At 70.1% G+C, this 14208-nt stretch carries 13 protein-coding genes; 10 read left to right on the top strand and 3 right to left on the bottom strand.

Annotation, left to right across the window (positions count from 1 at the left end; translation table 11 throughout):
- Nucleotides 1–166 precede the first annotated feature (166 nt).
- Entirely contained in the window at nucleotides 167–1885 is a 1719-nt protein-coding gene (locus tag ACWEMY_RS25880) for a DEAD/DEAH box helicase (protein ID WP_452392108.1), read from the bottom strand.
- Between the two features lie 441 nt (nucleotides 1886–2326).
- Between ACWEMY_RS25880 and ACWEMY_RS25885 the strand changes: the two genes are divergently transcribed.
- Both ACWEMY_RS25885 and ACWEMY_RS25890 read left to right on the top strand, forming a co-directional pair.
- Nucleotides 2327–3379: an alpha/beta fold hydrolase gene (locus tag ACWEMY_RS25885; protein WP_452392109.1), complete on the top strand. Its 1053-nt coding sequence runs from the start codon at nucleotides 2327–2329 to the stop codon at nucleotides 3377–3379.
- 27 nt (nucleotides 3380–3406) lie between these two features.
- Nucleotides 3407–4096 (top strand): ferritin-like fold-containing protein, encoded by a 690-nt coding sequence (locus ACWEMY_RS25890; RefSeq protein ID WP_452392110.1) that lies wholly within the window; start codon nucleotides 3407–3409, stop codon nucleotides 4094–4096.
- Nucleotides 4097–4120: 24 nt separating this feature from the next.
- On the opposite strand, the gene ACWEMY_RS25895 is transcribed toward ACWEMY_RS25890, so the two are convergent.
- Nucleotides 4121–5020 (bottom strand): helix-turn-helix transcriptional regulator, encoded by a 900-nt coding sequence (locus ACWEMY_RS25895; protein WP_452392111.1) that lies wholly within the window; start codon nucleotides 5018–5020, stop codon nucleotides 4121–4123.
- Between the two features lie 101 nt (nucleotides 5021–5121).
- Between ACWEMY_RS25895 and ACWEMY_RS25900 the strand changes: the two genes are divergently transcribed.
- Complete coding sequence (locus ACWEMY_RS25900; protein WP_452392112.1) at nucleotides 5122–5658, top strand: YceI family protein; 537 nt, start codon at nucleotides 5122–5124, stop codon at nucleotides 5656–5658.
- A 99-nt stretch (nucleotides 5659–5757) separates the two neighbouring features.
- Nucleotides 5758–5985, top strand: a complete 228-nt coding sequence (locus ACWEMY_RS25905; RefSeq protein ID WP_375929646.1) for a DUF3107 domain-containing protein — start codon at nucleotides 5758–5760, stop codon at nucleotides 5983–5985.
- A gap of 60 nt (nucleotides 5986–6045) precedes the next feature.
- Here ACWEMY_RS25905 and ACWEMY_RS25910 read toward each other — a convergent pair whose 3' ends face one another.
- A complete protein-coding gene (locus tag ACWEMY_RS25910; protein WP_336080919.1) occupies nucleotides 6046–6711 on the bottom strand; it encodes a TetR/AcrR family transcriptional regulator in 666 nt (221 codons plus the stop codon).
- Nucleotides 6712–6906: 195 nt separating this feature from the next.
- Between ACWEMY_RS25910 and ACWEMY_RS25915 the strand changes: the two genes are divergently transcribed.
- The 6 genes from ACWEMY_RS25915 (at nucleotide 6907) to ACWEMY_RS25940 (ending at nucleotide 14205) form a co-directional block, all read left to right on the top strand.
- Nucleotides 6907–7995 carry a DUF3152 domain-containing protein gene (locus tag ACWEMY_RS25915; RefSeq protein ID WP_452392113.1) on the top strand — a complete coding sequence of 363 codons (1089 nt, stop codon included), beginning with the start codon at nucleotides 6907–6909 and terminating at the stop codon, nucleotides 7993–7995.
- 80 nt (nucleotides 7996–8075) lie between these two features.
- Complete coding sequence (moeZ, locus tag ACWEMY_RS25920; RefSeq protein WP_452392114.1) at nucleotides 8076–9278, top strand: adenylyltransferase/sulfurtransferase MoeZ; 1203 nt, start codon at nucleotides 8076–8078, stop codon at nucleotides 9276–9278.
- 101 nt (nucleotides 9279–9379) lie between these two features.
- Entirely contained in the window at nucleotides 9380–10231 is an 852-nt protein-coding gene (locus ACWEMY_RS25925; RefSeq protein ID WP_375929643.1) for a TIGR02569 family protein, read from the top strand.
- A 170-nt stretch (nucleotides 10232–10401) separates the two neighbouring features.
- Entirely contained in the window at nucleotides 10402–12249 is a 1848-nt protein-coding gene (locus tag ACWEMY_RS25930) for an SCO2524 family protein (protein WP_452392115.1), read from the top strand.
- Between the two features lie 4 nt (nucleotides 12250–12253).
- Nucleotides 12254–13201 carry an SCO2523 family variant P-loop protein gene (locus ACWEMY_RS25935; protein WP_375929641.1) on the top strand — a complete coding sequence of 316 codons (948 nt, stop codon included), beginning with the start codon at nucleotides 12254–12256 and terminating at the stop codon, nucleotides 13199–13201.
- Entirely contained in the window at nucleotides 13201–14205 is a 1005-nt protein-coding gene (locus ACWEMY_RS25940) for an SCO2522 family protein (protein WP_452392116.1), read from the top strand. The genes ACWEMY_RS25935 and ACWEMY_RS25940 overlap by 1 nt, the downstream gene beginning before the upstream one ends.
- The last annotated feature ends 3 nt before the right edge of the window (nucleotides 14206–14208 follow it).

Raw genomic sequence — 14208 nt, forward strand, 5'->3', positions numbered from 1 at the left:
GTTGCTTGCTCCTTCGTCGCGTACGCAACGGCGCCTGACCGGCGGCCCGGCCGCGACCGGCCACTTCGTGGCCGCCGCTCCTCGGGGTCGCGGGTGCGGGGCTGGGAGTGTGGTCATGACGGCCGCCCGTTCGGGGTTGCCGCCATGTGCCGGTGGTGTCGAGTCGTCAGGCGTCGACGGTGGCCGGAGCTTCGGCGGTTGCGGTGTTGCTTGCCTCGGCCGGCTTGCGGCGGCGCCTGCGGCGGGCGGGCTTGGCCTCGGAGGCTTCGCCGTCGGCCGGGGTGGACTCGGTGGCTGCCGCCGATACGGTCTCCGCCGGGTCGGTGGTGGACGTCTCGCCGGACTGGTCGGCCGGCTTGCGGCGGCGACGGCGCCTGCGGGCGGGCTTGTCGCCCTCGGTGGTGTCCTCGGCCGGGGTCTCGGCGGTGGCCTCGGTGGCTTCGGTCGAGGTGGCCTCGGTCGAGGGGGTGTCGGCCTTGCCGCCGCGGGTGCGGCGGCGGTTGCGGGTCGACTTGGGGCGCTCGGCGCGCTCCTCGACGACATCGCCCTCTTCGCGCACCGGCTTGGGCTTGCGGATCACGCCGGTGACGCCCTCGGGGATGCCGAGGTCGGCGTACAGGTGCGGCGAGCGCGAGTAGGTCTCGGCGGGCTCGGGGATGCCGAGGCCCAGCGCCTTGTCGATGGAGGCCCAGCGGTGCAGCTCGTCCCAGTCGATCAGGGTGATCGCGACACCGGTGCGCCCGGCGCGGCCGGTGCGGCCGATCCGGTGCACGTAGGTCTTCTCGTCCTCGGGGCACTGGTAGTTGATGACGTGGGTGACGTCGTCGATGTCGATACCGCGCGCGGCCACATCGGTGGCCACCAGCACGTCGATGCTGCCCTTGCGGAACTTGGTCAGCGCCTTCTCACGGGCGATCTGGCCCAGGTCGCCGTGCACCGCGCCGACCGCGAAACCGCGCTCGGCCAGGTCGTCGGCCACCTTCTGCGCGGTGCGCTTGGTGCGGGTGAAGATCATCGTGGCGCCGCGGCTCTCGGCCTGCAGCACCCGCGCGACCAGCTCGCTCTTGTCCAGCGCGTGCGCCCGGTAGACGAACTGCGCGGTGCGGTCGTGCACCGCGGAATCGTTGGCCAGCTCGGCGCGGATGTGCGTCGGCCGGGTCAGGAACGTGCGGGCCAGGGTGATGATCGGGCCGGGCATGGTGGCCGAGAACAGCATCGTCTGACGCTTGTCGGGGACCATCGACAGGATGCGCTCGATATCGGGCAGGAAGCCGAGGTCGAGCATCTCGTCGGCCTCGTCCAGGACGAGCACGCCGATCTTGCCGAGGATCAGGTGGTTCTGGTTGGCCAGGTCGAGCAGGCGGCCGGGGGTGCCGACGACCACGTCGACGCCCTCGCGCAGCGCGGCGATCTGGGTGTCGTAGGGGCGGCCACCGTAGATGGCGGCGACCTTCAGCGGACCCTGGTGGTTGGTCAGGTACTTGCTCGCGTTCTCCAGGTCCTTGGTGACCTGGATGCACAGCTCACGCGTCGGCACGATGACCAGCGCGCGGGGGGTGCCGTCGAGCGGGGTGGTTCCGGTGTCGGCGGTGGCGATGCGGTGCAGCAGCGGCACACCGAAACCGAAGGTCTTGCCCATTCCGGTACGGGCCTGACCGATGAGGTCTTCGCCGGCCAGCGCCAGCGGCAGGGTGAGTTCCTGAATCGCGAAGGTGCGTTCGATTCCGATCTCGCCGAGCGCGCGCACGATTTCTTCGCGGACGCCCAATTCGGCGAAACTCGGGGGTACGTGGGTGTTGTCCAGTTCGGCCGTCAGGAGGGTGTCGGTGAGACCGGGTTCCTGTTCGACAGTGATCTTGCTCAGGGTTCGTGCCTTCCTCGTCATCGCATCTCGCACGCACGAGGTGGGGCGGGCCGGTCGGCCCGCGACGACCACATATCCGCCTGTGATACTCGCCGGGCCGGCGCCGGACAACCGGGGAAACGGTGTCATCGGCGCGGCACGCCGGCGATGCGGATTCGGTGCGCGCACATTTTCGGTGGACATCGCCGCTGCCCACCGCGCGGTGGCCGGTGGCGCGCCGCGCCCGTTGGAGTGCGCCGGGGCGGCGAATTTAGCGTTGTCCACGGAGATTGTAGCGTGATAATGTGCGCAATCCGAATTTCGACGTGGCTGAATGCCGCGCGAAAACGTCGTGAGCGCAGGTGGAACCGGGTAGCGATGGTGTGTCACAGCGCAATTCACCGGCCCGGATTTCGCGCGTGTCCGCGCCTGTAATGGAGCTCACTTGGTACCGCCGGTACCGGGTGTGAGACATTTCTAGCTGTGAGTATCACCGACACCGTCACCACGGCCGCCCGCAACGCGTGGGCGCTGAGCTTCGGCTCCGGCATCGAGCCCGTCGACCCGGCGCCCTCGACCGTGCTGTGGGACGAGCCGCATCGCCTGCTGCGTCGTTACGACACCGAATTCCAGTCCGCCGCAAGCGATTCCGCTGTTCTGCTGGTACCTCCGCTGGCCGCCCCGGCCACCTGTTTCGATCTGCGCCGCGACCAGAGCCTGGCCCGCTACCTGGTGGAGACCGGGCGCGCGCCGTACCTGGTCGACTACGGCGACATCGGCTTCGCCGACCGCCGCATGGGCTTCGAGGACTGGATTCTCGACATCCTGCCCGAGGCGATCCTGCGCACCAGCGCCGATCGCGGCGGCGCGCCCGTCGATCTGATCGGCTGGTCGGTGGGCGGCATGTTCTCGCTGCTCACCGCCGCCGCGAACACCGCGCTGCCGATCCGCTCGATCACCGCCGTCGGCGCCCCGCTCGACTACGACAAGATGCTGGGCATCCCGCAGCTGCGCGCGGTCGCGAACCTGACCGGCGGCAAGGCCACCACCGCCTTCGTGCGGGCCGCGGGCGGCATCCCGGCCCCGCTCACCCGGATCGGCTACCGGCTGGCCGCCTTCGAACGCGAGTTGCAGCGGCCGATGTTCATCGCCAACAACATCACCAGGACCGAGACGCTGGCCAAGATGGAATCCATCGACCGGTTCCAGTCGTCGATGCCCGGCTACCCCGGCCGCTTCTACAACCAGCTGTGGGGCCGGATGATGCTGGCCAACGACATCGGCAACGGCAAGCTCGAACTGCGCGACCGCACCGTGGAGCTGTCGCAGGTGCGCGTGCCGGTGCTGCTGATCGGCGGCACCGCCGACGTGATCACCCCCAAGGCCGCCGTGGAGGCCGGGCTGCGCACGCTCAGCGGCTCGCCGTCGGTGACCTACGAGGTCTGCCCCGGCAGCCACCTGGGCATCCTCACCGGTCCCGACGCGCGCGAGACCACCTGGGCGCACCTGGACAAGTTCCTGGCCGAACGCGAGTGAGCCCCGATCGGGACTAAGGTGAAGCGCATGGGAGCCCAGACCTCTGCCGCGCCGGATGTTGCCTCGACCGAACCGCTCGCCGCGGACCACCAGGGGGTGACCGAGCTGTTCGCGGTCCTCGCCTACGGTGAGATCTCCGCGTTCTACCGCCTCGCCGAGGAGGCCAAGCTCGCACCGAGCCTGCGTGGCCGGGTGGCCGTGGCCAAGATGGCCGCCGCCGAGCTCGCGCACTTCGAGACGCTCGAGGCCGCGCTGAGCGACCGCGGCGCCGATCCGGAGGCCGCGATGCGCCAGTACGAGGGCGCGCTGGATTCCTACCACGCCTCCACCGACCCCTCGACCTGGCTCGAGTCGATGGTGAAGTTCTACGTCGGCGACGGTCTGGCCGCCGACTTCTACACCGAGATCGCCGGCGCGCTGCCCGCCGAGGTCGCCGAGGTGGTCCGCGATGTGCTGGTCGAGACCGGGCATTCCCAGTTCGTCGTCGACGAGGTGCGCAGCGCCGTGGCCGCCAGCCGCTCCGAGCGCGACCGCCTGACCCTGTGGGGCCGCAGGCTGCTCGGCGAGGCGATCACCCAGGCGCAGTACGTGATGGCCCAGCGCGACGAGCTCGCCGAACTGGTGCTGGCCGCCACCGGCGACCTCAACGGCATCGCCACGCTGTTCGACCGCATGCAGGAGCGGCACGCCGCCCGGATGGCCGAACTCGGGCTCTAGATCTCGCGCCTCGTGCCCGGTGATTCACCCGTGTTCGCGCGAGATCAGGCGATCGTTGTCAGCCGCGCGGGTGGGGACGAGGCGGAGGTCCGGGGTGCGGGCCGCGGCGGCGGTGCGCGGTAGCCAGATCACCACTTCCTGATCGCGTTCGGCGGCCAGGGTCTGCACGGTGAAGGTGAGCGCGCCGAGGGTGGGATGTTCGAAGCCGAGCAGGCTCGGAGTGTCCTCGGCCAGCCGGTGCGGTTGCCAGCGGCGGGCGAATTCCGGTTCGGCGCACAGGGTTTCGATGACCGCCGCGACGCGTTCGTCCTCGGGGCGGCGCAGCCGGGTGTGCGCGAGCTGGTCGGCCTGCAGGTCGGCGAACTGGGCCCAGTCGGTGACGGCGGTGCGTGCCAGCGGATGCCGGAAGGTCCACAGCGCCAGATTGACCTCCTCGGGGCCGTCGAGCAGGCCCAGCGGGGCCGCCAGCTCGGCCCACGCGCTGTTCCAGGCGAGCACGGCCGCGCGCGGGCCCAGGACGAACGCCGGTGCGGGGGCGAGAGCGTCGACGACGGCGCGCAGCGCGGCGGGCACCTGGTCCAGGCTCGGATCGAACGCGGTACTCGGGCAGCGCGACTCGCTACCGGTGGTCAGCGCCAGCCAGCTGAAGCGGGCGCGTTCGGTCTCGTTGAAGCGCAGCGCGGTGGCCAGCGCGTCGACCACGGCCATCGACGGATTCGTGTCGCGGCCCTGTTCGAGCCGGGCCAGGTAGTCGGCGCTGACCCCGGCGAGCACGGCGACTTCCTCGCGGCGCAGGCCCGGGGTGCGGCGGCGCCCGCCCGCGGGCAGGCCGACGTCCTCGGGACGCAGTTCGCCGCGCCGGGCCACCAGCAACTCGGCGAAGGCCGGTCGGCCCTGCTGCTCGGTCATGTCTGTGCCTGCCATGTCTCGATCGTCCCCCGCCACGGGGATGCCTAGCCACGCCCTGTCGGGTCCAGGATAACGGCGGTCTGGTTAACGGACCGTGGTCCGCACAGGCTGGGTGCATGACTTCCTCGACACAGACCCAGCAGCTCAAGGCCGGTTCCTGGGCGCTGGACGCCCACCACTCCTCGGTCGCCTTCACCATCCGGCACCTCGGTATCGCCAAGGTCCGCGGCGGCTTCACCCGCTTCGCCACCGAGTTCGTCGTCGACGAGACCGGCGCGGCGAGCCTGTCGGCCACCATCGAGCTGGACTCCTTCGACACCGGTAACCCCGACCGCGACGCCCACGTGCGCAATGCCGACTTCCTCGACGTCGCCAACCGGCCCACCCTGAGCTTCCGCTCCACCCAGCCGGTGACCATCGGGGAGAGCTTCACCGTCGTCGGCGAGGCCACCCTCGGCACCGTCACCCGACCGCTCACCTTCGACGTCGAGTGGGGCGGCATCGCCGACTTCCCCGACGGCACCCGGCACGCGGGCTTCTCGGCCACCGGCACCATCAAGCGCACCGACTTCGGAGTGGGCGGGCCGATGCCGGGCATGCTCGCCGACAAGGTGGCCGTCGAGCTGGAGATCGAACTGGTCGAACCCGCCTGAGCCGTTCGCTCACAGCGCAGATAGGCGTGTCACCGGCCCGGCGTCCCTGCATTAGCCTGGAACCCGACAACACAGGACTCTTACGTTCGGAGGTTGGCCGTGGAGGTCAAGATCGGTATTTCGGATAGCCCGCGCGAGCTCGTCATCAACAGCGCGCAGAGCCCTGAAGAGATCGAGGCGCTGGTGTCCGAGGCGCTGGGCGGCGGGAGCGGCGTCGTCTCGCTCACCGACGAGAAGGGCCGCAAGTTCCTGATCCAGTCCGCGAAGGTCGCCTACGTGGAGATCGGCTCGCCCGCCGCCCCCCGCGTCGGCTTCGCCACGGTCTAGCCGTTCCACCGAAAAGCCCCGCACCGGAATCGGTGCGGGGCTTTTCGCGTGTTCGCGGGTCTACTGGCCGATCGGGTGCAGGGGCACGTGCTTGAGGCCGCCCCAGGCCAGTGCGACGGTGGTGTCGACGGCCTCGTCCTTGGGGATCGGGCGGTCGGCCTCGAGCCAGTAGCGGGCGGTGAACTGGCTGGCGCCCACCAGGCCGACGGCCAGGATGCGGGCGCGGTACGGGTCCAGGCCGGAGTCGTGGGCGACCAGGTCGAAGACCGCGTCCACGCACGCCTCGGTGGCCTGCTCGACGCGGCGCTGCACCTGCGGCTCGGAGGTGAGGTCGGACTCGAAGACCAGGCGGAAACCCTGCATCTCGTTGTCCACGAAGTCGAAGTACGCGGCGACCGCGGCCCGCACGCGCTGCTTGTTGTCGGTGGTGGAGCGCAGTGCCTGACGCACGCTCGACACCAGGATGTCGACATAGTTCTGCAGCACCGCCAGATACAGCTCCAGCTTGCTGGCGAAGTGCTGGTAGAGCACCGGCTTGCTGACGCCGGCCACCTGGGAGATCTCGTCCATGCCCGCGGCGTGGTAGCCCCGCTGCACGAAGACCTCGCTGGCCGCCAGCAGCAGCTGCTGACGCCGTTCGTCCCTGGGCATACGGGTGCCGCGCTTGGACGGGACCGTCTCCGGCACCGATCGGCGCGAGGTCATGCGGTCCACGAGGTCAGTCATCTCGGCTCTCTTTGTCGTTGCCCCCGGGCCGAGGGTGTGCGGTCCAGGTTTCCCACGAACGATACTCGCCCGGTGTTCCCACGGAGTTTCGCCCTGGAAATGTAGTACCAGCCCACGCGGTTCGCCGGGCCGTAACCGCGCGATCCGGTCCGGCCGCCCGACGGGCCGGGTTGCGGACTGTGAGAATCTGGTGGGGTGACCGACCGACCGGAACAACCGTCCGGCGGCGGGCGCGATGTCGCTCGCCCCCCGCAATCCACCGAGTCCGGTTCCGAGACGTCGGCGTCAGAGGGGCGGGAACTGCAGGTCTACGACCCGCTGGGGCTGTATCAGCCCGCCGACCGATCCCGCCAGCCGCTGCGGGCTCGCTGGGACCCCACCCAGCCCGACAACGGCCGACCGCGCAGCCCGCAACGCGACGCCAAGAAGCAGAGCGCGATCGGCCGGTTCGTCTCCACCTACGGCTGGCGCGCCTACGCGCTGCCGGTGCTGCTGGCGGTGACCGTGCTGGTGGTCGTCGACGCCGTGCGCGCGGTGCCCATGCCCGCCCCCGCCGATCCCGGCTTCGGCGCGCTGAGCCCGAAGACGGCCCAGTCCGGCATCATCGGTGCCCCGCCCGGGGACGGGAAGTTCCCCGCGGATCTGCCGCTGGGCGCGCTGCCCGACGGCGGCGACTACGTCGAGCGCGCGGCGGGCACCTGGCACATCGTGCCCGGCACCAGCCCGCAGGTGGGTGTCGGCACCGAGCGGGTCTTCCGCTACACCGTCGAGGTCGAGGACGGCATCGACACCGGCCCGTTCGGCGGTGACGCCGCGGTCGCCAAGATGGTCGAGACCACCCTGGCCAATCCCAAGAGCTGGACCCACGACACCAAATTCGGCTTCCAGCGCATCGATACCGGCGAACCCGATTTCCGGCTCTCGCTGACCTCCCGCGACACCACCCGCGCCTCCTGCGGCTTCGAGATCCCGATCGACTCCTCCTGCTACAACGCCGACCTGGACCGCGTGGTGCTCTCGGAGGTGCGCTGGGTGCGCGGCGCGCTGGCCTTCGACGGCGACATCGGCTCCTACCGGCAGTACCAGATCAACCACGAGGTCGGCCACGCCATCGGCTACCACGGCCACCAGCCGTGCGAGACCGACGGCGGGCTGGCGCCGATCATGATGCAGCAGACCTTCGGCACCAAGAACAACGACATCGCCTTGCTCGACCCGCACGGCGTGGTCCCCGCCGACGGCAAGACCTGCCGCTTCAACCCCTGGCCGTACCCGCGAGGCTGACACCCGCGCCGATGCGCGACCATGGAGGGAAGAACCTCGCGGCCGGTGACGTTGTCATCACTGCCAGCCCTCAGCCGCCAATGAACACAGGAGCAAGTGACGTGTCTATCAACGGGTCTCTCCCGCCGCTGGTCGAACCGGCCGCGGAGCTGACCAAGGACGAGGTCGCCCGCTACAGCCGCCACCTGATCATCCCGGATCTGGGTGTGGACGGGCAGAAGCGGCTCAAGAACGCGAAGGTGCTGGTGATCGGCGCGGGCGGGCTCGGTTCCCCGGCGCTGCTGTACCTGGCCGCGGCCGGAGTCGGCACCCTGGGCATCGTCGAGTTCGACGAGGTCGACATGTCCAATCTGCAGCGTCAGGTCATCCACGGCGAATCCGATATCGGCCGTTCCAAGGCCGACAGCGCCCGCGACTCGATCCTGGAGATCAACTCGGGGATCACCGTCGAGCTGCACAAGATCCGCCTCGAGCCGGACAACGCGGTCGAGTTGTTCCGCCAGTACGACCTCATCGTCGACGGCACCGACAATTTCGCGACCCGCTACCTGGTCAACGACGCCGCCGTCCTGGCGGGCAAGCCGTACGTGTGGGGTTCGATCTACCGCTTCGAGGGCCAGGTCTCGGTGTTCTGGGAGGACGCCCCCGACGGCCGCGGCATCAACTACCGCGACCTGTACCCGGAGGCCCCGCCGCCGGGCATGGTGCCCTCCTGCGCCGAGGGTGGCGTGCTGGGCGTGCTGTGCGCCTCGATCGGCTCGATCATGGTGACCGAGGCGATCAAGCTGATCACCGGGATCGGCGAGACACTGCTGGGCCGTCTGATGGTCTACGACGCGCTGGACATGAACTACCGCACGATCAAGCTGCGCCGCGATCCGGAACGTCAGCCGATCACCGAACTGATCGACTACGAGGCGTTCTGCGGTGTGGTCTCCGAGGAGGGCATGGCCGCCGCGGCCGGCTCGACGATCACCGCCGCCGAGCTGAAGGATCTGCTCGACGCCGACAAGGTGCGGCTGATCGACGTGCGCGAGCCGGTCGAGTGGGACATCGTGCACATCGAGGGCGCGACGCTGATCCCCAAGGACCGCATCCTCTCCGGTGAGGCGCTCTCGGAGCTGCCCCAGCACAAGCCGATCGTGCTGCACTGCAAGACCGGTATCCGTTCGGCGGAGGCGCTGGCGGCGCTCAAGCGCGCCGGTTTCGCCGATGCCACGCATTTGCAGGGCGGGGTCGTGGCCTGGGCCAAACAGGTCGATCCCTCGCTGCCGGTCTACTGATCCACCGCACGACCTCGCCGCTGGTTGCGGCGAGGTCGCAAAGTGGTCAGGGCCAGCGTGGCTTAGGGCTCGCGGGGCGAACCCGGGGTTACGGTACGGCCGTGACCTCAGTCGAACCCCCCGATCATGTGCGCGCCACATTCGGACTTCGCGAAGTGACACCGGTCCCGCTCGGTGACTGGGACGGTGGCTGGCGATTCGGTGACGTGGTGCTGAGTCCGGTGGCCGATCACGCGCGGGCCGCGTGGTCGGCGAAGGTCCGCGAGACGCTCGCGGTCGACGGTCTGCGGGTGGCGCGCCCGGTGCGGGCCACCGACGGCCGGTACGTGGTGTCGGGCTGGCGCGCCGACACCCATGTCGACGGGGCGCCCGAGCCGCGCCACGACGAGGTCGTCTCGGTCTCGCTGCGCCTGCACAAGGCCACCTCCGAGCTGGACCGGCCCCGGTTCCTGGTGCAGCCCCCGGTCGCGCCGTGGGTCGACGTGGACGTGTTCGTCGCCGCCGACCGCGCCGCCTGGGAGACGGTGCCGCTGCGCAGCCTGCGCGCGGGGGGCGTGCCGATCGCGGCCACTCCTGACGGGCAGCGCAGCCTCGAGCTCATCGGTCAGCTGGCCACCCTGCGCAAGCCGATCCGCACCCCGAACCAGCTCGTGCACGGTGATCTGTTCGGCACGGTCCTGTTCGCCGGGGCGCACACCCCCGGCCTCACCGACATCACCCCGTACTGGCGCCCGGCCGCCTGGGCCGCGGGTGTGGTGGTGGTCGACGCGCTGGCCTGGGGCGGCGGCGACGACGGCCTGCTCGACCGCTGGTCGACGCTGCCGGAGTGGCCGCAGATGCTGTTGCGCGCGTTGATGTTCCGGCTCGCGGTGCACGCGCTGCACCCGCGCTCCACCCCGGAGGCGTTCCCGGGCCTGGCCCGCACCGCCGACATGGTCCGTTTGGCGCTGTAAGGGCGAAATGCGCGCATCGTGACCGATGGGTCTGATGTTGTTTCAAAACCGTTGAGACCCAACGTTTCCTGGGCCCGCGCGTGCTATCTTCATCGAGCATCGCCGCCATGTGTCCTGCGCTGGACCGGGGGACCCGCGCGGCCCGTCACGAGCGGTGAGGATTGCTGCGGGTGAGAATCCAGCCCAGACAACAGATTCTGGACATTTGGAGCGCCATGCTCTCGGCCTGCTACCGGGACGGCACCTGGCACTGGGACGGCGTCCTGGACGCGAACTCGATCAGCGATTCCGAACAGCTGCTGTGCCTGCTCTATCCGGCCACCGAGATCGAGAGTTTCTCGCTGGACCGGCCGGAATCCATGTCCGACGACGTGCGCGAGGTGCTCAGCGCCTTCGGCGGCCCGGCCCGCATCGGCATCACCATGATCGGCCTGCTCGAGGAATACCTGCGCCGCAACACCGACGCCGACGGCACCCCGCGCTTCGACGCGGGCAGCTACCTGCGCCCGGCGGGCGGCGAGCCGCCCACCGAGCAGCAGCTGGCCATCGAAGTGGTGGACAGCTATTCGATGGCGGTGACCCTGTGCCTGGCCGGGCTCGGTTTCGCGCGGGTCTTCGACCGCTGGGCCGATACCGAACGCCGCACCGACATCAACGACCGCATCGAGGTGCTCGGCGCGGGGCTGTCCGACCGGCTGACCCTCGCGATGACCGGCCTGATCCGCAGTTTCGTCGTCAACACCGTCTCGGTGCGTTCGTCCTCGGGGCGGGCCATGCTCGCCATGCTCAACCAGTCCGGGGCGCCGGAACGCACCGTCGTGGAGGCGGCGCGGGTCAGCCTGGACCGGGTGCGTTCGCGCCTGCGCACCGACGTGAAGCTGGGCCGCACACCGCACACCGACTTCGCCGACGACGATCAGCTCTTCGAATGCGGCTGGAGCTGGGGCGTGGTGCAGGACGCCGACCCGGTGGCCTTCGAGGACCGCGAGGTCGCCCAGGTCACCGGCATCGCCGACCCGCGGCCCTACCTGTACTTCACGGTCGTGGCCCTCGACGGCATCAACGACATCCTGTCCCAGCGCACCAGAGAACTCGACCTGCTCAACCCCGAACAGCAGCGCCTGGCCGACGCCCTGCGCCTGCGCTGGGACCTCACCCAGCGCTACTGGTCCACGGTGGCGCGCTTCGGGTCCGGGCGCTGGCCGCTCGAGGACATCCCGTGGCGCACCTCCGACGGCGAGGAATCCGACTACTTCTCGCTGATCGTGTCGGCGGTGCTCATCCAGGAACTCATCGCCCGCACCGCCTCCGACGACGACCTCACCCGCGCGGTCGCCATCTTCGACGAGCTGTCGCGGCGCGGCCGGATCAAGAGCAGGCCCACCAAGGCCGACCCGGCGGTGGCCCTGCACGACCCCGGCGTGCGGATGGTGCTGCGCGGCACCGAGAAGGTCGACGGCGGTGGGCCGCAACTGGAATGGATCGTCTCCGACTTCGCCACCGTGCTGCTCAAGCGCGCGTTGCAGGCCGCCCAGCTCTCCGGCAACATCGCCGCGCGCGACCAGCTGATGGAACTGGCCAAGACCGTGATGGATCACCTGGACCGCCGGGTGATCGCCGAGGGCGAGGCGCGCGGGCTCTGGGACGATCCGGCGGTGATCTTCGGTGGCACCCACCGCGACCGGCCCTCCTGGTATCTCACCGAGCGGATGGTGGAGTGCCTGGTGGCCGCCGACCGCACCTTCCGCGAGACCCCGCTGCGCTCGACCGCCATGGTCAATCGCGCCGTCGAGATCCTCAACGAGGCAGAGCATCTGCTCAATCAGGAGATGCTCGAGGTGAGCATCTCCGACTCCTCGGCCAACCGCCTGTCGCTGGACCTGATCGAGCAGCAGCTCGCCCGGGCCCGCGCGCTGATCAACACCCAGCCGGGCACCTCGTTCACGCTGGCCTCGGCGGCCCTGATCGAGCTGGATCGCCTGGCCTTCGCGCGCTCCGATGCGATGAGGAGTATCTGAACCGATGATCGTGTTCGCCACGTCCGACAAGGGCGGGACCGGCCGGTCGGTCACCAGCTGCAACCTGGCCTACCGCCTCGGGATGCGCGGGATGAGCACCGCCTACGTGGATTTCGACTTCGGTTCGCCGACCGCGGGCGCGCTGTTCGAGATCAGCGCGGTGGAGCGCGGCGCCACCCAGGGCCGGGGTCTGCACGCGTATCTGCGCGGGGAGATCAGCGATCCGCAGCGCCTGGACGTGCGCGCCGCCACCGATCGCGACGCGCTGCGCAGCCAGCGCTCCCGGGGCGGCAAGCTGGTGCTGCTGCCCGGTGACGAAGGCGGCGGCGAGGCGATGGAGGCCAACAACCCGGCCGTGGTGCGCCGCTGTGTGGACCTGCTGCTCGAACTGGACGCGGCGTTCAAGGTGGTGATCGTCGACCTGAGTTCGGGCCGGTCGGTGGCCATGCAGATCGCGCTCGAGGCCACCGCGCCCAAGTACATGCCCGACAAGCAGGTGTGCTGGCTGCTGTTCCACCGCTGGACGCGTCAGCACATCGTGGCCGCGCACGGCCTCGTCCGCGGGCCCAAGGGCCTGCTGAGCACCGCGACCACCGACCTCGGCGGGCGCCCGCTCTACACCGAGGACGAACTGCTGCAACGCATCCGGTTCGTGCGCACCGCGGTGCCCTCGCTGCTGGACCAGTCCGCGGCGGCCAGCGGACCGCAGGCCGCCTGGCTGCTGCGCCAGGACGCCGCGCTGCGCTCGCTCGCCGCCGAATACCGCCTCGGTCAGGGCTCGCTGCTGGGGGACACCCCGGTCGAGCCGGTGTTGCAGTGGCGTGAGCAGATCATCCTCGACGCCGATGTCAGCGCCGGGATCGCCAACCGGGAGACCGTGGACGCCTTCGAGGGGCTGGCCAGGAAACTGGTCGACCCCGACACCTGGGTACCGATCGACAGGCGGAGCTGATGGACTCGTTGTTCCAGGAGGCGACGGCGGCCACCCGGGTGGAATCGGTGGCCCTGTCGCATGTCTCGCTCGAGGTCGGGCACTTCTCGATGGACGAACTGGCCAACCGGCCCGACGCGATCCGCGCCCAGTTCCAGCGGGTCGCACCCCTGGTGAACGCGTTCACCGAGATCGCCCGCGACGAGTTCGCCGAGCGCGCGGGCGAGCGCTCGCGGGTGCGGGTGAGCACCTGTTTCCTCGTCGACGACTACTTCCGCGGCGGCACCGATCCGCGTGAGATCCTGCCCCGCTTCCTCGGGATCGCCGAGGAATGCGGCATCCGGATCGACTATCTGGGCCGCGAATCCGGCTGCGCGACGGTGCCGCGCCGCGACGGCAGCGGTAGCGCGATCGAGCTGGCCCAGGTGGTCGCCGACATGGTGGTCGCCGAACCGCTCGAGGACTACACCGGCCGCAGGCCGCCGACCAGCGAACTCGGCTGGCTGGCCAACGGCCGCCGCTCCAGCGACGACGAACGCCGCGAGGCCATGGACCTGCGCGACTACGAACCGCCGCAGGAACTGAGCAGGCGCAACCACTCGATCTTCCTCGACGTGGAGATGTGGCGGCGCGAACCCGACCGCGAGGACCGGTACTGGTCGTGCCCGTTCCTGGCCTCGGTCTGGCAGTTGCTGCGGCTGGGCATGGTCCGTTTCGAGGGCAGGCGGGTCGCCGAGCCCGCCGACTTCCGCGAATGGCGCACCCAGGAGTGGCCCGACACCTGGGCGCTGCTGCCCTCGGTCATGCAACTGCACGACGCGACGCCCTTCGCGGCCTTCCGGTCGATGTCGGTGCTGCCGAAACGCTATCTGGGCATCGAACATTCGGTGCAGCAGATCCTGGACCACCTCGACATCGACGCCGGCGTCACCGCCGTCTACGCCCAGCGCGCGCAGGAGAACCGGATCACGCCGACCGACCGGATCAGCGAGCGGCTCGCGCACTATTTCCTCTGCGCCGAGTGAGCG

This window comes from Nocardia sp. NPDC004415 (assembly GCF_053602435.1).